We start from the raw sequence: 23,963 nt of genomic DNA on the forward strand, positions 1-23,963 counted from the left end.
ATAGACGAATTAGATTAGATAATATTATCTTAGATTATTAAAAAATGACAAAAGAAAGAAACAAAAATCCTATTCAACCAGTAAGTGGAACAAAAGTACCTCGATATGCTGGCCCAAGTACTTTTGCAAGATTACCAGAATTAAGAGATGTTGAGAGCTGTGATGTAGCGATTGTTGGTGTTCCGTTTGATGCTGGAACCAGTTATAGACCAGGAGCGAGATTTGGTCCTCAGAGTATAAGACAAGCATCTAGACATTTAAGAACAAATTATCATCCAAGTTATGATGTGGAACCTTTTAAAATTCAACAAGTTGCAGATGCAGGAGATATTCCGTGTAATCCGTTTAGCATTGATGAAGCTATTAAACAAATAGAAGAGGGAGCAACTGATCTATTAAACAAAGTAGGTGGAATAATTAGTTTAGGTGGCGATCATACAATTGCAGTACCATTGTTAAGAGCAATTAATAAAAAAAATAAAGGACCAGTTTCTTTAGTTCATTTTGATGCTCATTTAGATACTTGGGATACTTATTTCGGTGCTCCATATACACATGGAACTCCTTTTAGAAGAGCAAGAGAAGAAGGTCTATTTTTAGATGATGCCTCAATGCATGTGGGAATAAGAGGACCTCTTTACAGTAGAGATGATATAAAAAATGATGAAAGTTTTGGTTTTAAAATAATTCACTGTGATGAATTTCAAACTGAAGGAACAGATAAAATTGCAGAAAGGATTAGAAAAAGAGTAGGAGATAATCCACTTTATCTATCTATAGATATTGATGTGTTAGATCCAGCTTTTGCACCTGGTACAGGAACACCAGAGATAGCGGGAATGACCACACGAGAAATGGTAAATGTTTTAAGGGGGTTGTCTGGATTAAATTTAGTTTCAGCTGATGTAGTAGAGGTTTCACCAGCATATGATCATGCTGAAGTTACATCTCTTGCAGCTGCAACAATAGTTTACGAATTAACAAATTTATTTGCAAAATCATAAGGAAAGGATAATTTTAAATCATGTTAGATAAAAAGAATTTTTATATTAATGGTGCTTGGGTTAAACCAAACAGTACTGAAGAAATTAAAGTAATCGATCCAGCTACAGAAGATAACTGTGCTGTAATTACTTTGGGAAATAAAGCAGATGTTGATTTAGCAGTTGCTGCAGCAAAAGATGCTTACGAATCTTGGGCCTTTTCCTCTAAAGAAGAAAGAATTGCATTATTAGAAAAACTTTATGAAAATTATAAAAAAAGATGGGCAGATATTGCAGAAGCCATAACTCTTGAAATGGGTGCACCAAAAGATTTTGCTACAAAATTACAAGCAGGAACAGGAGCAAGTCATATTAAATCATTTATCAGATATTTGAAAAATTTCGAATTTGAAAAACCATTGGGAGAACACGCTCCTAACCAAAGATTAATTTATGAACCTAAAGGTGTTTGTGCATTAATAACACCTTGGAATTGGCCAATGAACCAAGTTTGTTTAAAAGTAATGCCAGCAATTGCTGCAGGTTGCACAATGGTATTAAAGCCATCAGAATTAGCGCCACTTTCATCAATGATACTTGCTGAAATTATTGATGAAGTAAAATTTCCAAAAGGTGTGTTTAATTTAGTTAATGGAGATGGAGCAACAACAGGTGATGCTCTCACAAGCCATCCAGATATTAATATGATTTCTTTTACAGGCTCAACAAGAGCTGGAGCTTTGATTTCTCAAAATGCTGCTAAAGATTTTAAAAGAGTAAGCTTAGAATTAGGTGGTAAAGGCGCAAATATAATTTTTAAAGATGCTGATCCAGAAGCAATTGAAAGAGGTGCTTTAAGATGTTTTAGAAATTCTGGACAATCTTGTAATGCCCCAACAAGAATGTTGGTTGAAAAATCAATGTATGATGAAGCTATAGAGAGATTAAAAAAATATACTGAAAATTTTGAAGTGGGTGATCCTAAAAAAGAAGGAGAGCACATAGGTCCAGTTATTTCAGAAACTCAATACAATAAAATTCAAACTTTAATTCAAAAAGGTATTGATGAAGGAGCAAAATTAGTTGCTGGAGGAACAGGCAAACCTGATGGATTAGACAAAGGTTACTTTGTTAAACCAACTGTATTTGCAGATGTAAATAATGATATGGATGTTGCAAGAACTGAAATTTTTGGACCTGTTCTATCTGTTATCCCATTTGAAACAGAAGAAGAGGCAATTAAAATTGCAAATGATACTTCTTATGGATTAACAAACTATATTCAAACCCAAGACTCTGAAAAAGTTCAAAGAGTTGCTAGAAAATTAAGATCTGGAATGGTGGATGTTAATGGAGCCGGTATTGCAGTTGATGCACCCTTTGGAGGTTTTAAACACTCTGGTATTGGTAGAGAAGCAGGTGAACACGGTTTAGAAGAATTTTTAGAGGTAAAAGCTGTAGGTGGTTGGAGTTAATTTACCGATTTATCTTTTACACCTTCTAAAAATTTAAGGCATTTTTTCATTTCATTTAATTCTATGAACTCATCAATTTTGTGAGCTTGTTCTATAGATCCAGGTCCACAAACAACAGTACTGATTCCTAATTCTTGGAATAAACCAGCCTCCGTTCCAAAAGAAACTACCTCTCTGGAATTATCACCAGTTATATTTGATACAAATTCGCATGCTTCAGATTCATCTAATCTATTAAAACCAACCACTTCACCAATTGTTTCTTTTTTAATATAAGAATCTGGAAATACTTTTTTCATTTCTGGTAGAAGTACTTCATTTGCATATTTATCAATTTCATTTGTTACAAATTCTCCATCTTCTTTGACAACTGGTCTTGTTTCCCATTCAACACTACATTTGTCTGCAATGACATTATGAGCAATACCACCTTTAATGCCTCCAATTGATAAAGTTGAATGTGGAGGATCAAAAATACTATTTTCTTTAACTCTTTTTTTTAGCTCTTCTCTTATCTCTAAAAGTTTTCCTACATACCTAGTGGCATATTCTGCAGCATTTACTCCTAAATGTGGTTTTGAACTGTGTCCTGCTAGTCCTCCAAAGTGAACTGTATATTCATTCATGCCTTTGTGAGCATCTATTATTTTCATTGTAGTTGGTTCTCCAATTATACAAATTCCATTTTTGATATCTCTTTTTTTTAACTCCTCTATCAACAGAGGAGCACCAATACATGCAGTCTCTTCATCAAAAGTGTAACAGAAATGTAAGTCTCTATCTAAATTACTTTCTTTAAAGATTGGCGCATAAGCAAGTGTACATGCAATAAAACCTTTCATGTCACATGAGCCTCTTCCATAAAGTTTATCTTTTTTAATTGTTGCAACGAATGGATCGGTGCTCCAACCTTTAGAAACTGGAACTACATCAGTGTGTCCTGATAGAATGATTGGTTTTTTTGTACTTTGATTTTTTGCTTTTAAAGTTCCAAAAAGATTAACTCTTTTTTTATCATCATCGTAAACTTTGAAAGTATCTATTCCGATGTTATTTAAAATGTTTTCACAATAATCAATCAAATTACTATTATCTTGGCCTGAGATAGTTTTAAATGCAATTAAGTCAGTTAAAATCTTGATTGATTTTTCATATAAATTGTTATCTATACTCATATACTTAAAACACTATATTATATTATGATTAAAGAGCAAATTACCTATGACATTTTTGACAAAGTAGATATTAGAGTTGGCACTGTAATTTCAGTTAAAAAAAATGAAAAGGCTAGAAAACCATCTTTAGTAGTTGAAGTAGATTTTGGAAGTGAAATTGGCATCAAACAATCATCAGCTCAAATTACTCATTATTACAATGAGGAGAATTTAAAAGGAAAGCAGGTCATGGCAGTTTGTAATTTTCCTGAGAAAAATATTGCTGGTGTAGTTTCACAAGTATTGGTTTTAGGAGCAATAGATGCTGAAGGGAAAGTTACTTTAGTACACCCATCACAAAAAGCTGAGAATGGTTTACCAATTGCTTAGTAATGCATCCTGAAATTCTCTCGATAACTTTATTTGGAATTGTTGCTGCATTTACACCTGGTCCTAATAACTTTGTAGCTTTTTATTCTGGTTTTAACTTTGGTATAGTTAGAACACTTCCACATATAATCGGGGTTACACTAGGTTTTCCATTTTTGTTATTATGCCTAGCTTTAGGATTGATTAATATATTTAAGCTTTATCCTTTAATTCAAGAAATATTAAAATATTTAGGAACTCTATTTTTGATTTATTTAGCTTATAAAATTTCTTTTTCAGGTCCATCAAATCAAGAAAATAAAAATAAAAATCCGATTAAATTTCATGAAACTTTTATCTTTCAGTTTCTAAATCCAAAAGGTGTAATTGCATCTATAATTCTTGTATCTACTTATATAAACCCAGGAGAAACATTTATGAGTTATACGACTCAAATTCTTGTTATGGCTTTACTAGTTTCTGTAACGAGTATAACTCTTTGGACATTTTTGGGTAAATTCTTTAGGAAATTTGCGACAAATCAGAAATTTATTAATTATTTTAATTATGCTATGTCACTGCTTCTTTTAACAAGCATAATAACTTTTTATTTATAAAATATGACACCAGGAAACAAAAATTCTTATAATTCTCTTAAAAAAATTAACATCAACAAGAAAGAGTATAATTATTATTCATTAAGCGAAGCAGAAAAAAATGGGCTAGATGGAATTAATAAACTTCCAAAATCTCTAAAAGTTTTATTAGAAAATTTATTAAGATACGAAGATGATTTGAGTGTTACAAAATCTCAAATAGAAGCAATTAAAAATTGGCTGAAAACAAAAAAATCAAAAACTGAAATTGCATATAGACCTGCTAGAGTTTTGCTTCAAGATTACACAGGAATTCCTGCTGTTGCAGATTTAGCTGCAATGAGAGAGGCTGTTAAAGAAAAAAATAAAGATCCCAATACAATCAATCCATTATCAGCAGTTGATCTTGTAATTGATCATTCTGTTCAAGTTGATCAATCTGCAAAAGCAGATTCATTTGAAAAAAACGTAGATATTGAATTCAATAGAAATGGTGAGAGATATTCATTTTTAAAATGGGGACAACAAGCTTTTGATAATTTTAGAATTGTCCCTCCAGGAACAGGAATTTGTCATCAGGTAAATTTAGAATACTTATCTAAAGTAGTTTGGTCTGAAGAATTTAAAGGTGAGAAATATATATTTCCAGATACACTTGTCGGCACAGACAGCCATACAACGATGGTTAATGGACTTTCTGTTTTAGGCTGGGGAGTAGGTGGTATTGAAGCAGAAGCAGGAATGTTAGGCCAACCTATATCTATGTTGATACCTGAAGTGATTGGTTTTGAAGTTAAAAATAAAATGCCCGAAGGTACAACGGCAACAGATCTTGTTTTGACAGTGGTTAAAATGTTAAGAGATAAAGGTGTTGTTGGAAAATTTGTAGAATTTTATGGAGATGGTTTAAAAAATCTAACTCTTGCAGATAGAGCAACTATTGCAAATATGGCTCCAGAATACGGTGCTACTTGTGGTTTTTTTCCAATAGATGATGAAACTTTAAAATATTTAAAATTTTCAGGAAGAGATCAGCACACTGTTGAAGTAGTTGAAAAATATGCAAAAGAACAAGGTTTGTGGGCAAGTAACGATTTAGAGTTTACTGATGTAATTTCTTTGGACATGTCCACAGTTGTACCAACTATTTCTGGTCCAAAAAGACCTCAAGATAAAGTTTTGTTAACTGATGCACCAACTTCATTTAAAAAAGTTTTATCTGAAGCAACTAATAAAGATAAAAAATCAATATCAAAAGTTTCAAATACTGATTATGAAATTCAAGATGGTTCAATTTTAATTGCTGCTATAACTTCATGTACCAATACTTCAAATCCAAATGTTTTAATTGGAGCAGGTTTGCTTGCTAAAAAAGCTGTTGAGCATGGATTAGAAGTTAAGCCTTGGGTTAAAACATCATTAGCACCTGGATCTCAAGTAGTGACTGACTATTTAGAAAAAGCTGGTTTAAATACTTATTTAGATCAATTAGGTTTTAATTTAGTTGGATACGGATGCACTACTTGTATTGGAAACTCAGGACCATTACCTGAAAATATAGTAGAGGCAATCCAAAAAGAAAATATTCACGCCGTTTCTGTACTATCAGGAAATAGAAATTTTGAAGGAAGAATTTCCCCACATATTAAAGCAAACTATTTAGCTTCTCCACCATTAGTGGTTGCTTACGCAATTGCTGGACATATGGAGTTTGATTTATACAAAGACCCTCTTGGAAAAAGTAAAGATGGGAAAGATATATTTTTGAAAGATATTTGGCCATCAAATCAAGAAATAGAGGATACTTTAAAACAATCTTTGAATGCTGATATGTTTATCCAAAGATACTCAAATGTTTCCGACGGTCCTACTCAATGGCAACAAATTAAAACTGAAAAAAGCAGTATTTATAAATGGGATGAAGGTTCAACTTATGTAAAAAAACCTCCATTCTTTGAAGGTTTGTCTGATGAGCCAGAAGGATTTAAAGAAATTAAAGATGCAAGACCGTTATTAATATTAGGTGATATGATAACAACAGATCACATTTCACCAGCTGGAAGCATACAAAAAGATAGTCCGACTGGAGAATATTTTATGGAACATCAAATTTTACCTAAAGATTATAATTCTTACGGTTCAAGAAGGGGAAATCATGAAGTTATGATGAGAGGAACTTTTGCAAATATTAGAATTAGAAATGAAATGGCACCAGGAACTGAAGGTGGATTTACAAAATTATATCCTGAAGAAAAAGTAATGCCTGTTTATGATGCAGTTGTTGAGTATAAAAAAAGAGGAACTGATTTAGTAGTAATAGGTGGTAAAGAATATGGAACTGGCTCTTCGAGAGATTGGGCTGCTAAAGGAACTAAACTTTTAGGAGTAAAAGCAGTTATTGCTGAAAGCTTTGAAAGAATTCATAGATCAAATTTAATTGGAATGGGAATTTTACCACTGCAATTTAAAGATGGAGAAAACAGAAAAAGCTTAAATTTAGTTGGTTCAGAACTAATAAGTGTAGTTGATATTGAAAAAGGCATAAATCCTTCTGATGAAGTTGTTATAGAGATCAAATATATCTCTGGAGAAATTAAAAAAGTGAAGACTTTATCTAGAATAGATACTAAAAATGAAATGGAGTACTATAAAAATGGAGGAATTCTCCAATATGTGCTAAGGAACATGATTTGATATGGATGAAGATTTATCAATAATAAATGCAAATACTAGAAACGAAAAAATTAAGAACTTTTTTGTAAATAACAAAAAGGTTCTAATTTCTTCAGTTATTGTTTTAGTTTTGGTTGTAATAGGTGTTTACAGTTACGATAAATATACAACTGATAAAAAAAAACAGATATCTGATAATTTTAATGCAATTACGATCGATCATTCTGAAAATTCTAAAGACACAACTTTAAATAAATTGTTAGAGATAATTAATCAAAAAGATCCAACTTATTCTCCGCTCTCTCTTTATTTTATAATTGATAACAATCTCCTTTCAGATCAAAGCGAGGTTAATAAATTATTTGATGTCATAATCGATGAAACATCACTAGATAAAGAAATTAAAAATTTAGTTATCTATAAAAAAGCACTATTTAATGCAGATCAGGCAAATGAAGCTGATTTACTAAATATGCTAAATCCATTAATTAATTCAGAAAGTGTATGGAAATCGCACGCATTATACTTAATGGCCGAATATTTTTATGCACAAGATCAAAAACAAAAAGCAAAAGAATTTTTTCAACAAATAACGACTTTAGAAAATCCAAATCCAGATATAAGAATAGAATCAGAGAAAAGATTAAACAGAGATTTGAGTGATTAGACTATTAGCATTATTTATTACATTTTTTCTTCTAAATAATTGTTCTTTCAATGAAAATTCAAGAATTTGGAAAGACAAGGAAAAAGATTTATCAGAAAAAGAAAATGTAAAAAAAATATTTGCAGAGGAAGAGGTAAAAGCCTCTGAATTTAATCAAGAAGTTAAACTTGATTTATCTGGATTAAGAACAACCAACAAAATAATAGATAATACCAATAACTACGGCGCTCAAAGCTATGAGGGTCAATTAGAAAAAATTGGTAGTTTTAAATTTTCAAAGTTAGATGAAATAAATAATCTTAATTACAAGCCAATTTTCCTATCAGATGGATTAATTTTCTTTGATAAAAAGGGTACAATTATTAGATACGATAATAATAAAAAAGTGTTATGGAAAAAAAATCATTACACTAAGTCAGAAAAAAAATTAAGACCTAAGTTAAATTTTGCAATTAAAGAAAACAATATTTTAGTAACGGACAGTATTGCTAAATATTATTCGATTAATCTTGAAACAGGTGAATTGAATTGGACAAAAAATAACACCTATCCATTTAATTCAGATATCAAAAGTTATAAAAACAAAATTTTTGTAGTTGATTATAAAAATACTTTGAGATGTTATAAAATTGAAGATGGATCTGAATGTTGGAATTTACAAACAGAAGATTCTTTTACAATATCAAATGCAAAATATTCATTAATTGTAATTGATGAAATGGTGGTGTTTAGTAACTCAATTGGAGATATCACGGCAGTTGATGTTGAGACTGGATTAATCACTTGGCAGCTACCAACTCAAAGCAGCAGTATTATTAATGAAACTTATAATTTTAAAATATCAAAACTAGTATCAGATGGAAAATCTATCTTTTTTTCAAACAATAAAAATGAATTTTATTCAGTAGATGTTAAAACAGGAGTAGTTAATTGGATAAATGATTTAAATTCTAACATTACTCCTATAATTACTGGTAATTTGATTTTTACAGTTTCTAATGATGGATATTTGTATGTAGTTGAAAAAAACAAAGGCAACATTCTTAGAATTACAGATCTTTTTAAAAATTATAAAATTAAAAAAAGAAAAGAAATTGAACCAGTTGGTCTTGTTATAGGTAATACCAATCTATATTTAACAAATTCTGATGGAAAAATAATAATTGCTGATTTAAGTGAAGGAAAAGTTTTAAACGTAGAAAAAGTTTCTGGAGATATTGTTTCAGAACCATTTATATTTAATAATAATTTGTATGTAGTTAGAAACGGTTCTATCGTACAGTACAATTAAATATGATCTTGAAATTTTTAGAAAAGATCGGAAGAAAAAAAGTAGTTCTAGATAGAGGACCGTCACACCCAAAATTTGATCAAGCAAAACCGTGGATGAATAGATATTATGTGATATTCAGAAATAGACCTAAATGGTTTCCGTTTAATATATTGATTCATGAAATGTTAGATGATGATCATGGTGATGGGGTGCATAATCATTTATGCCCATACATTACTATAATATTAAGAGGAGGGTACTGGGAAACAACAAAAAATGGAAGATTTTGGCGAAAGCCTGGATACATTGGTTTTAGATCGGCAAATGCTTTTCATAGAGTTGATTTAGAACCAGGCACAAAACCAATGACAATATTTATTCCAGGACCATTTGGTTTACGAAAAGGACCACGATCAGAATATGGTATCGATTTTAAAACTAAAAGAAGTTAATGGCCTTACCTTTTGAAAAAGAATTTATATCTCACTGTAAAAAAAAAAATTTAGAAATTAATCCTAGTCAGATAGATTTAGTAAAAAAATTACAAGAATACTACGAGGGTAATTTTCAATCATTAATATCAAAAATTTTTCAAAGCCAATCTTTTAAAAAAGGATTTTATTTATATGGTGATGTTGGTGTAGGCAAAACAATGATTTTAGATTTCTTTTTTGATCAATTAGATCATAAGAAACTAAGGTCACATTTTAATGAGTTTATGTTGAGTTTTCATAATTTTGTTCACGAAAGAAAAGGTGGTAATCAAGAAAATATTATTAATGAATTTGTTAAAGATTTAAAATCAAAAGCATTGATAATTTACTTTGATGAGTTTCAAGTAACCAACATTGTTGATGCTATGATTTTAGGAAAATTATTTGATCAAATCTTCAAAGAAGATATAAAAATAATTGTAACTTCCAATACTAAAATCTCTGAGCTTTACAAAGATGGTCTTCAAAGAGATCAGTTCAAACCATTTATAAAAATAATGGAGGATCAATCTTTTCAATACGAACTTGTAATAGAAGATGACTATAGAAAATCTAATAATTCTCAAGATAGATACTTTTTTCCACTTGATGAAGAAACCAATTTTAAAATAAATAAATTTTTTAGAACTATTACTAAAGATAAAAATAAAACTGAGAAAATAATTAATGTAAAAGGAAGAAATTTTAAAATAGAAAATTTTTATGAAGGAGTGGCTAGATTTGATTTTAAAACATTATGTGACCAGAATTTAGGTGCAGAAGATTATTTAGAAATTATTAAAAATTGTGTTTTTATAGTAATCGATCAAATACCACAGTTTGATAATTTTAATTCTAACCAACAACAAAGATTTATAACTTTATTAGATATAATTTATGATAATAGTGTTCCAATTGCAGTAACAGCTAATCAAAGTTTGGATAAATTTACATCATCAAAACTATTAAAAAAACCATTTGAGAGAACAATCAGTAGATTATACGAATTAACATCTAATGTGATGAATTCATGAAACAAGAATTTTTTAATCTTCAAATAAACACAAATGGTCAAAAGTTATATGAATTTACAGATCAAACTCTTAATTGGATAAATGAAAATAATTTTAAGAATGGAATTTTAAATTTAAGTATTCAGCATACAAGTGCTTCTTTAATTGTACAGGAGAATGCCGACCCAGATGTACAAACTGATTTGATTAAATATTTTGATAAGTTAGCACCAATGGATAATTCGCTTTATATTCATACAACTGAAGGTAAAGATGATATGCCAGCTCATATAAAATCTGCTTTAACAAATAATCAAATTTCTCTTAGTATTAAAAATAAAGAATTATTACTGGGAACTTGGCAAGGTCTCTATCTGTTTGAACATAGATTAGTGTCTCAAAAAAGATCTATAATTCACCATTTTTTGGGAGAATAAGTTATTTTTTCTTCAGAGATTGAAATGCATCCAATGCAGCAGCTCTTGCTTTTTCATGAACAACTATTGGTTGTGGATAGTCTTTACCTATAATTGTTTTAATAGCTTCTTGATATTTGACTTCCATTTCCCAAGGTTTGTGAATAAATTTTGCAGGAACTTTATTTAATTCAGGAACCCATTTTTTTACATAAATTCCTTCCTTATCAAATTTTTCACCCTGAAGAATAGGATTAAAAATTCTAAAGTATGGCGCAGCATCTGCTCCACAACCTGCAACCCATTGCCATTGTGCTACATTATTAGCTTTATTAAAATCAAGTAAGCAATTTCTAAAATGCTTCTCTCCCTCTATCCAATTAATTCTCAAATGTTTTACCAAAAAGGATCCTACAACCATTCTAATTCTATTATGCATCCATCCAGTTTCGTATAATTCTCTCATACCAGCATCAACTATCGGATACCCTGTCATACCTTTTTTCCATGCTTTCAAAAATTTTTCATTTTTAGCCCATGGGAATTTATCAAATTCTTTTCTAAAGTTGCCTTTTAAAAACTCAGGAAAATAATTAATTAGACTATGAGAAAATTCTCTCCAACCAAGTTCATTTATATATTTTCTATATCCTATTCCTTTTGATTTTAGCTCACTACACTTTTTCCAAATTGTATTTACATGAATTTGACCAAATTTTAAATATGGGGACAACCTAGAAGTACCATTTATAGAAGGGATATCTCTATTAGTCCCATAATCTTTAATTTTATTTTCTAATAAATCTTTTAGAATTTTTTGAGAATCATTTTCTGAAACTTTCCAATATTTATCAAATTTTTCATACCATTTTTTATTAGGTAAAATATTTTTGAGATCTATAGAATTCTTAAAATAATTGATGGCTTTAGTTTTCTTTTTTATAGTATAATTTTTAGTTGGAGGTTGATTTAGATAAATTTTTTCAGCAGTCCTCCAGAAAGGTGTAAATACTTTAAATGGTGTACCATCATTTTTAGTTACTTCTTGAAATTCATTTAAAATATTTCCTTTAAAATATTTGTATTCTATTTCGTTTTTTATAAATAGATCTCTTATTTTTTTTCCTTTAGATATAACATCTGGTTCATAAATTTTATTCCAATAGATACATACATTATCTTTTTTTTTAAGCTTTGAAAAAATATCTAACTCATCACCTTTTAAAATTTCTAGATTGATTTTAAATTTTGAAAGTTCTGTTTTTATTGACTCTAATGATTTAAATAACCACCATTTCTGAGCTTCTCTTTTGTTGTCAAATTCATTATTGTTATAAATATATAACGCAATCACATTCTCATGATTATTAGTTGCAAAGGAAAGAGCTGGATTATTATCAATTCTAAAATCTTCTCTAATCCAAAATATTCCAGTGCTTTTCATTATAATTATTTTTGATTTACTAATTTTTGATACATTTCTTGATCGGTATCACCCTCACAACCAAAAATTAATACATTAGAATTTTCATTAAGATCAATTTTTGTCTTAATTGTTTCATCTTCACAGCTTGCAATTAAACTAATTACACCTGGTGCAGCATTTTCACCTGCAATTATACTCTCTTCACTAAAGCTTGCATTTCCAAGTAATTTCATAGTTTTTGCAATATCATCGTCAGGTAAACTTATACAGTGTTTAACTGAGTTTTTTAAGATTTCCCATGGCACAAGTGACACTTCTCCACACGACATCCCACCCATTAAACTTTCTCGTTTAATATCAATTTTTTCAATTTTTCCAGTTTTAATACTTTCCATTACGCAAGCTGCACTATCTGGTTCTACTACAATTATCGTAGGAATATTATTTAGATATCTTGCTATTCCAGCTACCATTGCACCAGCCATACCACCGACTCCAGCTTGTAGAATAATATGAGAAATTTTTTCATCACTAATTTGTTCAGCTATTTCTCTCATCATTACTGAATAACCAGCCATTGTATATTTAGGAACCAGCATATAATCTTTCCAAGCAACATCCTGAACAATTTGCCAATTATTTTCTGTAGATTGTTTTATGCATTCAATCAAAGAATTTTCGTAATTGCCTTTAACTTTTATAACTTCTGCACCAAGTGCTTCCATAGCTTTACCTCTTGCATCACTTACAAATTCACTTATGAAAATTTTGCATTTTAAACCTAATCTTTTTGCACCCCAAGCAACAGATCTACCATGGTTTCCAGCTGTAGCAGTCGCTACGACTATTTCTTTATTTCCTTTGGTAACTTTTTCGACAGCATATGCTCCTCCTAAAGCTTTGAAGGATTTTAAATTAAATCTTTTGTTTTCGTCTTTATAAAAAATATTTTTTAAATTTAATTCTTTAGTTAATTTGTTTAATTTAATTAATGGTGTAGGGGAGTATCCTTCCCACTTTGAGATAGAATTATAAGCATCATCTAGATCTTTTGAGGTTAATGAGCTTAAGATTTGATCTCTATCAAATGAATATTTTTTATTATCAGCAAATTCAGTCAATTTCCATTGATGACCGTTAGATAAAATACTCATAAACTAACAATCTAATGTGTTATCTTTTTCCCATTTAGTAACTGCTTTGGCTTTATCAAAACTTTCTTTTGATTTAAATTCTTTGATTTCTGTATCTCTTAATTTTATATAACTTGAAATAACATCTGATCCAAAAGCTTCATTCATACTTTTATTATCTTTTAATTGAGAAAGTGATTGATCTAGTTCATCTGGTAATTTTGGTAAGTCAGGATATTTTGCAAAGTCTTCATACATATTACAATGCAAAGGATTACCTGGATCGATTTTATTTTTTAAACCATCTAAGCCAGCCGCTAAAATACTAGCTTGTAATAAATATGGATTTGCTGATCCATCCATTAATCTTAATTCAAACCTTCCTGGATCAGGAATTCTAATCATATGTGTTCGGTTGTTTCCAGTGTAAGAAATACTACTTGGTGACCATGATGCTCCAGATTTCGTAGGTGGTGCATTTATTCTTCTATAGCTATTAATTGTTGGGTTAAAAAATGCTGATAACGATGATGCATTTTTAATTACTCCACCTAAAAAATTATAAGCAATTTTACTTAATCCAAGTTTATCAGACTTATCTAAGAATATATTTTTTTTACCTTGCCAAACTGATACGTGAGCATGACATCCATTACCTGTTAAATTATTAAATGGCTTAGGCATGAAGGTTGCTCTTAATCCGTGTTTTTCAGCAATTGTTTTCACCATGTATTTAAAAAATGTGTGTCTATCTGCAGTTTCTAAGCAATCAGAATAATCCCAATTCATTTCAAACTGTCCGTTTGCATCCTCATGATCATTTTGATATGGGCCCCATCCCATTTCAATCATACAGTCGCAAATTTCTTTTATTAAATCATATCTTCTCATCAGCGCAGATTGGTCGTAACAAGGTTTTGATTGTGTATCTCTTGGGTCTGCAATTGAATCTCCATCAGGTGATATTAAAAAATATTCACATTCAACACCCGACTTCATTGTTAAATTTTGTTTCTTAAGTTTTTTGATTTGATTTTTTAACATTACTCTTGGCGATGCTTCTACTGGTCTACCGTCCATCCATAAATCAGATGCTAACCATCCAACTTCTTTATTCCAAGGTAATTGAATTAAGCTATCAGGATCGGGGATTCCAAACATATCAGAGTCTGCTGGTGTCATATCTAGCCATGCTGCAAAACCAGCAAAACCAGCGCCTGCACTTTGCATTTCTTTGATCGCATGAGCTGGAACAAGTTTTGATCTTAAAACTCCAAAAAGATCGACAAAGCTAATTAAAAAATATTTAATTTTTTTTTGTTTTGCAATTTTAAATAAGTCTTTAGCCATTGCTTAGCTTAACATAATTATTTAAAAAAAGATAAGATAGTTTCTTTATAATAAATTAGATTTACAACTATAATAATTATTATTGCTAAAATTACACCGTATTTAGCTTTAGGAAATGCAACTCCCCTCATTTTTGAGGGTCTTAATTCTTCATTTTCATCTGTCATAAAAGTTTAAATTAAAAAGGGCACTATTAATTAAAATAGCGCCCAAATTTAAAGTTTAATTACCAATCGGTAATATTGCTTTTATGGTCATTAGCACTATGTCTCTTCTTTGCTAATCTTGAAAGTTCTTCACTTTCAGATTTTGCAGTTAAGACATGCCAACCAATCCATAAGATTACAGCAATGATTACTAGTATTCCTTCACTAGATCCAGCACCAGGGTAAACAGCACCAACTACTTCTTCAGCTGGTTTGTTAAGGTGATCTATCCAGTTTGTTACTGTAGCCATATATTTCTCCTTTACCTGGTTGCAGATGAAACTGCTTTTTCATCTTCTTTAGCAGCCTCCATCATTTCATAATCTAGTCCAGCTATTTCTACTTCTCGAGGGATTCTTAATTTACCCATACCGTGAAGCACTTTAGCTATGACATAGCCTGGTATTAGTCCAAGAACAACAAACATAATTATTGCTCCGATGAACTGTCCAAGAGGATTGATTGTTGCATAAGTAGTTCCATCCCACATAGCACCTACACTGTAACCAGATGAAGGGTATCCCCATAAAACAAAACCACAAATTACAAGACCAACAAATCCTGCATAACCGTGAACTGCTACTGCACCAACCGCATCATCGATTTTGAACTTACGTTCAACCCAGTAATGTAGTTTGTATGCAATCACAACACCGATCATACCAATGATCATTGATTGAATTGGATGATATAAGTCATTTCCAGCTGAAGCACAGATAACACCTGCTAGTCCACTAGAGTAAGTCCAGAAAGGATCACCTTTAGCAATCCAATATCCAGCCAGTAATCCTCCTGATAATGACATCAAGAAGTTAAAGGTAATACCACTAAGTGTAGTAGGAGTTACGTAAATGTTTGTAGCTGTCCAATAAGATATACCTTCCATTCCATATTCTGGACCTAAGTCGAAAATTGGAATGTTACATGCAGCATAAAATCCCCAGAAACCAGTATAAATTAAAAACAATCCAACTGTTACTAACCAAGGATTTCTAGGCCCTATGTTTCTAGGTTCACCACTTGATGAGAATTTTCCAATTCTTGGACCTAAAACCACAAGAACACCTAAAGCAAATCCACCTGCAATTGCGTGAATTACTCCTGATGCATATGCATCATGATATCCTAAAAGTTTTAACATCCATCCATCAAAGTGCCATCCCCAAGCAGCATCAATTGTCCAAAATACAGATCCGATTGCAATTGCTAGAATACCAAATGCAAAAGTTGTAATTCTTTCAATGATTGCTCCTGAAACGATAGAAGCAGCTGTCCAAGAAAACAGAAGGAAAGCAGCCCAGAAGACACCAGAAATATGATCTCCTAGATTGATAGCCATAAGTTCACTTGTAGCTGTATACCAAGTAGCACTAAACGCAGACTCGTCTGTGATTAGAGCAGTACTCTCATTCATTATTGAAGGTGCTAATCCAGGTCCTGTTGGAAAAGCCCAGTAAATCCACCAACCAAATAAAAACCAAGTTACTGTTACCAAAGGTATCAGCATTGTGTTTTTCATAAGAGTATGTTGATGGTGTTTGTATCGAGAAGCTCCAACTTCATACATACAGAATCCAACGTGAATTAAAAACATCAGCACCACTGTTACCCAGTAGTAGAACTCTGTAAATATGGTAGTAAGAGCAGCTAACTGATCAGTCATATTCTCTCTCCATATTTGTTATCCTAAACCCTATAAAATTATTAGGTTAGTTACAAATATAAAGAGAGACTAAAAACCTAGTGTGGTCACTAGGTTTTTAGAATTGAAATCAACTATTGATTGTTATTTAAAATTTTAGGTATGCTTTTTTCAAATCAACAAGAGGATGTTTTGGAGACATTTGAAATTTAACTAAAAGCTCTCTTGCAATCATGTCTCTGTCTTGTTGATTGTTAGGTAGTTTAATTGATTTTGGAATTGTCACCCATCCATTTGCATTTCTGCAAAATACAGCAGGTCTTCCTTCTTCGTAACCCATGTGTACATCTTCCAACCAATTTAAATCATCCCATCCCATTGCCTCAATATATTTTTTTAAGAATGGAGTTATTTTTTTATAATCAGGCAACAGGTTAACGTCATATCTATAACCAATCGACTGGCCTATCATTTTTTCTCTAGCAGTTTGTTTTTTTACTCCAAACTTAACTTTTGAAACTTTAGCTTTCGATTTAGTTTTTTTAGTTTTCTTTTTAGCCATCGTTACCTCTTATATTTTATGATAGTTATCAACACCAACAGTGTAGTTTGTACCTGCAAGTGGAACTTTCGCTAATGCAGAAGCTTCAGAAGTTAAAGCCGCTAAATCTTCTGGTTCTAACGAATGAATATTCGTCTTACCACAAGCTCTAGCTAATAATTGAGCCTCCAAAGTCATTGAGTGTAGATAGTTATATACTCTCAATGCTGCATCATCAGGATTTAATCTTGCTCTTAATTTTGGATCCTGAGTAGCAACACCAACTGGACATCTTCCAGTATGGCAGTGATAACACTCCCCAGCTTTTACACCCATTTCTTTTTCGAAATCAGCTTCTGGAATATCTTTGTTGCAGTTAAGTGCAATCATCGATCCAGTACCAATAGCAATTGCATCAGCTCCAAGAGCTAAAGCTTTAGCCATATCAGCACCATCTCTTACACCACCAGCGTAGATTAACGTTACTTTTCCAGTTTTACCTACATCATCAATTGCTCTTCTTGCTTCTCTAATAGCAGCAATTCCTGGAATTCCAGTATTTGCAGCAGCAATGTGTGGTCCTGCTCCAGTAGATCCTTCCATACCATCTAAATAAATAGAGTCAGGGTCGCATTTTGCAGCCATACGCACATCATCATAAACTTTAGATGCACCAAGTTTTAACTGAATTGGAACTTTATTTTTCGTTAATTGTCTTAACTCTTCAACTTTTAGAGCCAAATCATCTGGACCTAACCAGTCAGGATGTCTTGCAGGTGATCTTTGGTCAATACCAGATGGTAGTGATCTCATTTCTGCAACTTGGTCGGTTACTTTTTGACCCATTAAGTGTCCACCCATACCTACTTTTTGTCCTTGTCCAATAAATACTTCAATTCCATCAGCTAATTGAGCGTGATGAGGATTAAAACCATATCTTGATTGAATACATTGGTAATACCACTTCTCTGAATATCTTCTTTCATCTGGTATCATTCCACCTTCACCTGAACAAGTAGCGCTTCCTGCCATAGTAGCTCCTCTTGCTAAAGCAGTTTTTGCTTCATATGAAAGTGCACCAAAACTCATTCCTGTAATGTAAACAGGTATATCTAACTCAATTGGGTTTTCACATCTTGGACCAATTACAGTTTTAGTTTCACATTTTTCTCTGTAACCTTCGATTACAAATCTTGTAAGTGTTCCAGGTAAAAATACCAAATCATCAAATGTTGGAATTTTTTTCATTAATGCCATTCCACGCATTCTGTATCTTCCTAATTGAGATTTGATGTGAATGTCGTCTATTACTTCAGGAGTAAAAATAGCATTATGTCCTAGTAGACTTTTATTTCTTTTACCTTCTTCATGAACATGAACGTCAGCTTTTCCACCAACGCCTTTACCATTCTTTTTACTTTTTTTCTTAGGCATTAAATTGCTCCCTTCTTCTCTGTAGGTTCTAAATTATCGTAATTCCAAAGTTTTTTACCAGCTACAATTTTTTTCATTTTACTTACGTCAAAATTTTCACCAATTTCAGCAACTTTTAATTTTCTTTTTAGCCAATCTTGGTCGCTTGCTGTTAATTCAGCGTCTACAGCATCACTACCATAAGATCCAATTTCTCCTCCTACGAATATTGTCCCATCGTACATTGAGTCGCCCAGGTTAATTCCTACATCTCCAAGAATTATTATTCTTCCTCTTTGCATCATAAAACCAGTAAAAGCACCAGCATCACCACCAATGATGATAGTTCCACCTTTCATATCAATACCAGTTCTAGCGCCAACGCTACCTTTGCAGATTAAATCTCCACCTCTGATTGCTGCACCAAAACATGATCCAGCGTTTTTCTCAATTACAACTTTACCGGCCATCAAGTTTTCTGCACAAGACCAACCAACTCTTCCATTGATTCTAACAATTGGTCCATCACACGAACCAATTCCAAAATAACCCAAACTTCCTTCAAAAATTAAATTTAATTTATTAAGGATACCGACACCCAAACTATGTTTTCCTTGTGGGTTTTTGATTACAATTGTTCCGTAACCTTGGCTCATTAAATTATCAATTTCTTTATTAGCTTCTGCAGCAGTCATATCTTTAACATCAAGGTCAGTTCTTTTGTTAAAGTCTACGTCATAAGTACCGAAGTAATAAAAATTCTCTGCCTCATCTGGGTTAAAGAATTTTTGTTGAGTTCTTCCTGTTAGAACTTCGGTATGCATACCCATTGATTGGGCTTTAGATTTTTTTGATACTGTTTTTAGATTTGCCATACTTTAACCTCCCCATCAAATGGATCATATGTGTCTATTTCTTGTGGTAACACAGATCTAATAGCTATCTCCTCTGATCCCATTGCAACTAAATCATCTGACTCATATAAAACTAAAGGTTTTGCAGCCATAGTGTCTTTAGCCATTCCCAAAGAGTCTTTTGTAGCTACGAAGTAAGTAAATACACCGTCTAAACCAGTTAAACTCTCTTTCATGCCTTCTTCTAAAGTTGCACCATCTCTCATTTTTTCTGCAAGATAAACTGCGATTAATTCTGAGTCACACTCAGACATAAATCTCATTCCTTTGTTTTCTAATACTCTTCTATTGTTCCAATAGTTTGTTAACTGACCATTGTGAACTACAGAAACGTCACTAAAAGGATAGCCCCAGAAAGGGTGGGCAGATTTGATATCAACACCAGATTCAGTTGCCATTCTAGCATGACCTATTGCGTGAGTTCCCACAACTTTATCTAGACTATATCTATCACAAACCATTTTTGCGTTACCTAAATCTTTAATAACTTCTAATGATTTACCCATAGATAAAATTTCTACACCTGGAATACTTTCTATTCTTTGAGAAAAATCTAACAAATCTTTTGTGTTATAATCAATCTCATATCTTAAAGAATAGGGAAGCGTTCTTTCTTCTTTAATAACTTTTGCTCCCATCTCAGCTAGAGTTTGATCTACAACTTTTTTTCTTTCATCATATACAGAAACATCTTCCATAACAGACGAACTTCCTTCTCCAACGTTCTCACCAACTTTAAAACGCATGATGAAATTTTTGCCATCTGTATCTCCATACAAAGCATATCCAGTTGAGTCTTCACCTCTATGTTTTAACGCCTGAAGCATTCCTTGTAATTCGCTTCCAACGTTTGAGGATTTTCCTCTATGAATTAATCCTGCTATCCCACACATATTTTTATACCCTTTCTATTATTTTATGACCTACGGTAAGCAATCAAGATAAGTATCCAGATCCCATTGAGTTGTAGCACCCAAGAATCTTTCCCACTCATCGTTTTTGTACCAATGGAAAACTTTATACATTTCATCTGGCATTGCAGATTTAATTACTTCATCCTCTGCAAGTCTAGCCAAAGCTTCACCAAGACTTAATGGAAGTTTTTTAACATCTTTACCAGCCTTTTGAGCTTCGTAAATATTTCTAGACTCAGGAGCAGCTGGTTTTAATTTTTTACTAATTCCATGATCACATGCTTTTAGTAACGCTGCACCTAATAAGTATGGATTATGCATAGAGTCTACTGATCGGTATTCAAATCTACCTGGTGCAGAAACTCTTAATCCACATGTTCTATTTTGGTATCCCCAGTCAGCATAAACTGGTGCCCAGAAACCTTGATCCCATAATCTTCTATAAGAGTTAACTGTAGAAGATCCTAATGCTGTTAGTGCTGGTAAGTGTTCCATGATACCTGCAATTGATTGTAAACCAATTTTACCTGGTAACTGCATATCTTTAGTATCAGGCATAAAAGTATTCGTTCCACCTTCAACGTAACTAAACACTTCTTCAACACCTGGAAGTTTTTTGTTTCCAAGTTTGTTTACTTTAACTTTTCCACCTTTCCATAAAGACATATTTGTATGACATCCACTTGCAGAAACTCCCATGAAAGGTTTAGTCATAAAGCAGGCTATCAAATTATGCTCTCTTGCAACTTGAGCACAAATTTGTCTATATGTTGATAATCTATCTGCGTTTCTTAAGACGTTATCATAAGTCCAGTTTAATTCTAATTGACCTGGTGCATCTTCGTGGTCTCCTTGAATCATATCAAGTCCCATTGCTTTTGCGTATTCAATTACCTTCATAAATACTGGTCTTAACGACTCAAATTGATCAATGTGATAACAGAATGGTTTAGAAAAACCTTTACCTGTAGGGGTACCATCTTCATTTTTTGTTAACCACATCATTTCAGGCTCAGTACCAACTCTTAATTCTAGACCATGTTTTTTCTTAAATTCATCCATGAAAATTCTTAGATTTCCTCTACAGTCTGAAGTTAAGTGACCGCCTGGATTTTGTCTTTCTTCTCTGTTTCTAAAACATGTTACAAAAACTCTTCCAACTCTTTTGTCCCAAGGTAGTTGCACAAAAGTTTCTGGATCAGGTATTCCAACAAGCTCCATAGCTTCTGGACCATAACCAATGTAATTATTGTGGCGATCTAAAAATAAGTTTGCTGTTGCTCCATAAACTAATTGAAATCCTTTTTCTGCTGTTCTTTCCCAGTGATCTGCGGGTATACCTTTACCTACAACTCTTCCTGTTACAGAAATAAATTGATAATAAATATAAGTTATTCCAAGTTCGTTAATTTTTTCTCGAACTTTTTTTACTAGTTTTGCTCTACCTGGTTGGTTAACATGTTTTTCTAGATCCGTCATTTTCACCCCTCAATGAATTATTAATTATTCAAGCGTAGCTGAAAACTTTATTTGTGTCTAGGCTTAGAGTTTAACTCCAAGGGAACGGACTGTTAGAAGTAGGATGAAGTTCACCCTTCTCGTAACGGTTGAATCTAAACGGCTTCAATAAATCACTTTCAGTACCAAGAATTTCTTTTGCAACAAGTTCACCAACACCAATCATTTTATATCCGTGATTAGCATCAGCAATCATGTAAACGTTTTCAAAAAATCTATCGAAGATAGGAAAAGAGTCAGGTGTCATACATCCTAAACCACCTGATGGTCCTTTTCTGTATAAATCTGATTTTCCTTCAAATCTTTTTTGGCAGTGCGCAAGTGCTGAACACCACATTTCACTAAAAGCATCTGTTGTTTGATACTCTGGAGATTCAATTCCATAAGGATCAACATTTACTTGATCAAAATGTTTTTTAACAATGTAAGGAGAAGTTCCACCTTGTACACCTAAACCTTCGATATCAGGTTTATAATAAATTCCCCAAATTTTATCTGTTAATAATTTTTTTGTTTTGTCAGAGTATAGAGGTGCTGTTGAGTCAACGTGAACTACAGGTGGTTGCTTACCATCATTTGTTTTTAAGAAATCTGGCTCAACACCGATAACTCCTTCTTGAAGCATCCAGTAAGTCCACATATCAGTTTCATGCATCTTACCATCTTTACCTTTTATGTGAGCTGTCTTTGGTAACTCTAACATATTCCAAAAATCTCTTGCCCATGGTCCTGCACCAACAACTACTTGTTCACACTCAATAGTTCCTTTGTCAGTTTCAACACCAGTTACTGCTTGACTGTTACTTCCTTTTTTAAAACCAGTCACTCTTACACCTTTCATGACTTGGACACCATTAGATGTAGATTTGTTCTCTAGGGCTTTAATTGAATCTTTATTAAATGCGTATCCACCTTTTTTTTCATGAAGTACAGAAGTGATACCTTGAGCTTGCCAATCATCAAAAATTCCCTTCATGTAATTTGTGCAATCTTTTTCACCTTCAATAAAAACTGATTCATATCCAATTGCTTTTTGTTGTTCATATATACTTGCAACATCTTCGTGCATTACTTCTGGAGATATTTGTAAGTATCCAACTGGATTATATTTAAATGCTTTAGGATCACTTTCCCAAACTGAAACTGAATGTGCCATCAATTCTCTCATTGCCGGCTGAAAATAATTATTTCTTACAACTCCACATGCAATTCCACTTGCACCAGCAGCTGTATCTTTTTTTTCTAATACAACTATGTCACCAGGATTCTTGTAAGTTTCTGAAAGTTTCCATGCAGTACTTAAACCGTGTATTCCACCACCGATTATCACTACTTTTGCTTTTGAAGGTAATGTCGTCATACCAAAACACTATTTTTTGATGCGAGCAATTAATATAATTATTTATAGAAGTAAATTTTATATATAAAAATTAGATATTATTTTCAGTTATCAAAATTTATTTAATAACTTATGTTTTTGAGCGTATCTAAATAGTCATTAAACTCTTTAATAAATGACTCGCTTGGGACTATATTTTTAATTCGCTGGTCAGTTGAAGTTTTTTCCAGTTTAAAGAATCCTTTTTCACAAGCCTCTGTAATTATCAAAGCTGATTTTGGCCTAGATGTTTTAAATAATTTTGTTTTTAATTCTTCAACAGATAATTTTGTACCTTCTTTAAAAGCTGACATAACTAATAACATCATGTGATAATGAGAAGGTGACTTTCTGAAAAAATAATTACTAGAAGTATGGGATTGTTTCATTTGTTCTTCCCAGAAATCTAATAGGGTTTTTTTTTCTTTTGGCATTT

24 protein-coding genes are annotated in these 23,963 nt (G+C 32.0%); 10 read left to right on the plus strand and 14 right to left on the minus strand.

Annotation, left to right across the window (positions count from 1 at the left end; all coding sequences use genetic code 11):
* Nucleotides 1-44 precede the first annotated feature (44 nt).
* Both speB and VP90_RS06870 read left to right on the plus strand, forming a co-directional pair.
* On the plus strand, nt 45-1,004 hold the full coding sequence (speB, locus tag VP90_RS06865; protein ID WP_262590374.1) for an agmatinase: 960 nt from the start codon (nt 45-47) through the stop codon (nt 1,002-1,004).
* A 20-nt stretch (nt 1,005-1,024) separates the two neighbouring features.
* Nucleotides 1,025-2,458 carry an aldehyde dehydrogenase family protein gene (locus tag VP90_RS06870; protein ID WP_262590375.1) on the plus strand — a complete coding sequence of 478 codons (1,434 nt, stop codon included), beginning with the start codon at nt 1,025-1,027 and terminating at the stop codon, nt 2,456-2,458.
* Here the strand turns inward: VP90_RS06870 and argE are convergent.
* Nucleotides 2,455-3,633, minus strand: a complete 1,179-nt coding sequence (argE, locus tag VP90_RS06875) for an acetylornithine deacetylase (protein WP_262590376.1) — start codon at nt 3,631-3,633, stop codon at nt 2,455-2,457. The genes VP90_RS06870 and argE overlap by 4 nt on opposite strands.
* A gap of 27 nt (nt 3,634-3,660) precedes the next feature.
* Between argE and VP90_RS06880 the strand changes: the two genes are divergently transcribed.
* Genes VP90_RS06880 through VP90_RS06915 form a run of 8 tightly spaced genes read left to right on the plus strand, consistent with a single transcriptional unit; the run spans nt 3,661 to nt 11,113 of the window.
* Nucleotides 3,661-4,002 (plus strand): tRNA-binding protein, encoded by a 342-nt coding sequence (locus VP90_RS06880; RefSeq protein ID WP_316963664.1) that lies wholly within the window; start codon nt 3,661-3,663, stop codon nt 4,000-4,002.
* A 2-nt stretch (nt 4,003-4,004) separates the two neighbouring features.
* Nucleotides 4,005-4,598 (plus strand): LysE family translocator, encoded by a 594-nt coding sequence (locus VP90_RS06885; RefSeq protein ID WP_262590378.1) that lies wholly within the window; start codon nt 4,005-4,007, stop codon nt 4,596-4,598.
* 3 nt (nt 4,599-4,601) lie between these two features.
* Entirely contained in the window at nt 4,602-7,271 is a 2,670-nt protein-coding gene (acnA, locus tag VP90_RS06890; RefSeq protein ID WP_262590379.1) for an aconitate hydratase AcnA, read from the plus strand.
* A gap of 1 nt (nt 7,272) precedes the next feature.
* Complete coding sequence (locus VP90_RS06895) at nt 7,273-7,917, plus strand: tetratricopeptide repeat protein (protein WP_262590380.1); 645 nt, start codon at nt 7,273-7,275, stop codon at nt 7,915-7,917.
* A complete protein-coding gene (locus VP90_RS06900; protein ID WP_262590381.1) occupies nt 7,910-9,208 on the plus strand; it encodes a PQQ-binding-like beta-propeller repeat protein in 1,299 nt (432 codons plus the stop codon). Before VP90_RS06895 ends, VP90_RS06900 begins: the two co-directional genes overlap by 8 nt.
* Nucleotides 9,209-9,210: 2 nt before the next feature.
* Complete coding sequence (locus VP90_RS06905) at nt 9,211-9,642, plus strand: hypothetical protein (protein ID WP_262590382.1); 432 nt, start codon at nt 9,211-9,213, stop codon at nt 9,640-9,642.
* Entirely contained in the window at nt 9,642-10,697 is a 1,056-nt protein-coding gene (gene zapE / locus VP90_RS06910) for a cell division protein ZapE (protein WP_262590383.1), read from the plus strand. The genes VP90_RS06905 and zapE overlap by 1 nt, the downstream gene beginning before the upstream one ends.
* Nucleotides 10,694-11,113 (plus strand): secondary thiamine-phosphate synthase enzyme YjbQ, encoded by a 420-nt coding sequence (locus tag VP90_RS06915; protein ID WP_262590384.1) that lies wholly within the window; start codon nt 10,694-10,696, stop codon nt 11,111-11,113. The genes zapE and VP90_RS06915 overlap by 4 nt, the downstream gene beginning before the upstream one ends.
* Before the next feature lies 1 nt (nt 11,114).
* Here VP90_RS06915 and VP90_RS06920 read toward each other — a convergent pair whose 3' ends face one another.
* The 13 genes from VP90_RS06920 to VP90_RS06980 form a co-directional block, all read right to left on the minus strand.
* Entirely contained in the window at nt 11,115-12,536 is a 1,422-nt protein-coding gene (locus VP90_RS06920; protein ID WP_262590385.1) for a cryptochrome/photolyase family protein, read from the minus strand.
* A 5-nt stretch (nt 12,537-12,541) separates the two neighbouring features.
* Entirely contained in the window at nt 12,542-13,672 is a 1,131-nt protein-coding gene (locus VP90_RS06925) for a diaminopropionate ammonia-lyase (RefSeq protein WP_262590386.1), read from the minus strand.
* A gap of 3 nt (nt 13,673-13,675) precedes the next feature.
* Nucleotides 13,676-15,001: a type III glutamate--ammonia ligase gene (gene glnT, locus VP90_RS06930; RefSeq protein ID WP_262590387.1), complete on the minus strand. Its 1,326-nt coding sequence runs from the start codon at nt 14,999-15,001 to the stop codon at nt 13,676-13,678.
* Between the two features lie 17 nt (nt 15,002-15,018).
* Nucleotides 15,019-15,168 (minus strand): hypothetical protein, encoded by a 150-nt coding sequence (locus tag VP90_RS06935; RefSeq protein WP_262590388.1) that lies wholly within the window; start codon nt 15,166-15,168, stop codon nt 15,019-15,021.
* A 59-nt stretch (nt 15,169-15,227) separates the two neighbouring features.
* Nucleotides 15,228-15,458, minus strand: a complete 231-nt coding sequence (locus tag VP90_RS06940; RefSeq protein ID WP_262590389.1) for a hypothetical protein — start codon at nt 15,456-15,458, stop codon at nt 15,228-15,230.
* A gap of 11 nt (nt 15,459-15,469) precedes the next feature.
* Complete coding sequence (locus VP90_RS06945) at nt 15,470-16,870, minus strand: ammonium transporter (RefSeq protein WP_262590390.1); 1,401 nt, start codon at nt 16,868-16,870, stop codon at nt 15,470-15,472.
* A gap of 127 nt (nt 16,871-16,997) precedes the next feature.
* Nucleotides 16,998-17,411: a hypothetical protein gene (locus VP90_RS06950; RefSeq protein ID WP_075506197.1), complete on the minus strand. Its 414-nt coding sequence runs from the start codon at nt 17,409-17,411 to the stop codon at nt 16,998-17,000.
* A gap of 9 nt (nt 17,412-17,420) precedes the next feature.
* Nucleotides 17,421-18,824, minus strand: coding sequence for an FMN-binding glutamate synthase family protein (locus tag VP90_RS06955; protein WP_262590391.1), 1,404 nt, complete (start codon nt 18,822-18,824; stop codon nt 17,421-17,423).
* The gene (locus VP90_RS06960; RefSeq protein WP_262590392.1) at nt 18,824-19,678 is read right to left on the minus strand and encodes a GXGXG motif-containing protein; all 855 of its coding nucleotides are present in this window, start codon (nt 19,676-19,678) and stop codon (nt 18,824-18,826) included. Before VP90_RS06960 ends, VP90_RS06955 begins: the two co-directional genes overlap by 1 nt.
* Nucleotides 19,666-20,610, minus strand: coding sequence for a glutamine amidotransferase (locus VP90_RS06965; protein ID WP_262590393.1), 945 nt, complete (start codon nt 20,608-20,610; stop codon nt 19,666-19,668). Before VP90_RS06965 ends, VP90_RS06960 begins: the two co-directional genes overlap by 13 nt.
* 30 nt (nt 20,611-20,640) lie before the next feature.
* The gene (locus VP90_RS06970; protein WP_262590394.1) at nt 20,641-22,110 is read right to left on the minus strand and encodes a glutamine synthetase family protein; all 1,470 of its coding nucleotides are present in this window, start codon (nt 22,108-22,110) and stop codon (nt 20,641-20,643) included.
* Between the two features lie 70 nt (nt 22,111-22,180).
* Entirely contained in the window at nt 22,181-23,509 is a 1,329-nt protein-coding gene (locus VP90_RS06975; protein WP_075506192.1) for an NAD(P)/FAD-dependent oxidoreductase, read from the minus strand.
* 101 nt (nt 23,510-23,610) lie between these two features.
* A complete protein-coding gene (locus VP90_RS06980) occupies nt 23,611-23,961 on the minus strand; it encodes a hypothetical protein (RefSeq protein WP_262590395.1) in 351 nt (116 codons plus the stop codon).
* Nucleotides 23,962-23,963: the final 2 nt, after the last annotated feature.

Origin of the sequence: Candidatus Pelagibacter ubique HIMB140, from assembly GCF_025558165.1 — a bacterium.
In the GTDB taxonomy this organism is placed as follows: Bacteria; Pseudomonadota; Alphaproteobacteria; order Pelagibacterales; family Pelagibacteraceae; genus Pelagibacter; species Pelagibacter ubique_T.

Excerpts from the sequence above, each read along its gene's own strand:
- speB (WP_262590374.1), top strand. The coding sequence starts at position 45 with ATGACAAAAGAAAGAAACAAAAATCCTATTCAACCAGTAAGTGGAACA.
- VP90_RS06870 (WP_262590375.1), top strand. The coding sequence starts at position 1,025 with ATGTTAGATAAAAAGAATTTTTATATTAATGGTGCTTGGGTTAAACCA.
- argE (WP_262590376.1), bottom strand. The coding sequence starts at position 3,633 with ATGAGTATAGATAACAATTTATATGAAAAATCAATCAAGATTTTAACT.
- VP90_RS06885 (WP_262590378.1), top strand. The coding sequence starts at position 4,005 with ATGCATCCTGAAATTCTCTCGATAACTTTATTTGGAATTGTTGCTGCA.
- acnA (WP_262590379.1), top strand. The coding sequence starts at position 4,602 with ATGACACCAGGAAACAAAAATTCTTATAATTCTCTTAAAAAAATTAAC.
- VP90_RS06895 (WP_262590380.1), top strand. The coding sequence starts at position 7,273 with ATGGATGAAGATTTATCAATAATAAATGCAAATACTAGAAACGAAAAA.
- VP90_RS06905 (WP_262590382.1), top strand. The coding sequence starts at position 9,211 with ATGATCTTGAAATTTTTAGAAAAGATCGGAAGAAAAAAAGTAGTTCTA.
- zapE (WP_262590383.1), top strand. The coding sequence starts at position 9,642 with ATGGCCTTACCTTTTGAAAAAGAATTTATATCTCACTGTAAAAAAAAA.
- VP90_RS06915 (WP_262590384.1), top strand. The coding sequence starts at position 10,694 with ATGAAACAAGAATTTTTTAATCTTCAAATAAACACAAATGGTCAAAAG.
- VP90_RS06920 (WP_262590385.1), bottom strand. The coding sequence starts at position 12,536 with ATGAAAAGCACTGGAATATTTTGGATTAGAGAAGATTTTAGAATTGAT.
- VP90_RS06925 (WP_262590386.1), bottom strand. The coding sequence starts at position 13,672 with ATGAGTATTTTATCTAACGGTCATCAATGGAAATTGACTGAATTTGCT.
- glnT (WP_262590387.1), bottom strand. The coding sequence starts at position 15,001 with ATGGCTAAAGACTTATTTAAAATTGCAAAACAAAAAAAAATTAAATAT.
- VP90_RS06935 (WP_262590388.1), bottom strand. The coding sequence starts at position 15,168 with ATGACAGATGAAAATGAAGAATTAAGACCCTCAAAAATGAGGGGAGTT.
- VP90_RS06940 (WP_262590389.1), bottom strand. The coding sequence starts at position 15,458 with ATGGCTACAGTAACAAACTGGATAGATCACCTTAACAAACCAGCTGAA.
- VP90_RS06945 (WP_262590390.1), bottom strand. The coding sequence starts at position 16,870 with ATGACTGATCAGTTAGCTGCTCTTACTACCATATTTACAGAGTTCTAC.
- VP90_RS06950 (WP_075506197.1), bottom strand. The coding sequence starts at position 17,411 with ATGGCTAAAAAGAAAACTAAAAAAACTAAATCGAAAGCTAAAGTTTCA.
- VP90_RS06955 (WP_262590391.1), bottom strand. The coding sequence starts at position 18,824 with ATGCCTAAGAAAAAAAGTAAAAAGAATGGTAAAGGCGTTGGTGGAAAA.
- VP90_RS06960 (WP_262590392.1), bottom strand. The coding sequence starts at position 19,678 with ATGGCAAATCTAAAAACAGTATCAAAAAAATCTAAAGCCCAATCAATG.
- VP90_RS06965 (WP_262590393.1), bottom strand. The coding sequence starts at position 20,610 with ATGTGTGGGATAGCAGGATTAATTCATAGAGGAAAATCCTCAAACGTT.
- VP90_RS06970 (WP_262590394.1), bottom strand. The coding sequence starts at position 22,110 with ATGACGGATCTAGAAAAACATGTTAACCAACCAGGTAGAGCAAAACTA.
- VP90_RS06975 (WP_075506192.1), bottom strand. The coding sequence starts at position 23,509 with ATGACGACATTACCTTCAAAAGCAAAAGTAGTGATAATCGGTGGTGGA.
- VP90_RS06980 (WP_262590395.1), bottom strand. The coding sequence starts at position 23,961 with ATGCCAAAAGAAAAAAAAACCCTATTAGATTTCTGGGAAGAACAAATG.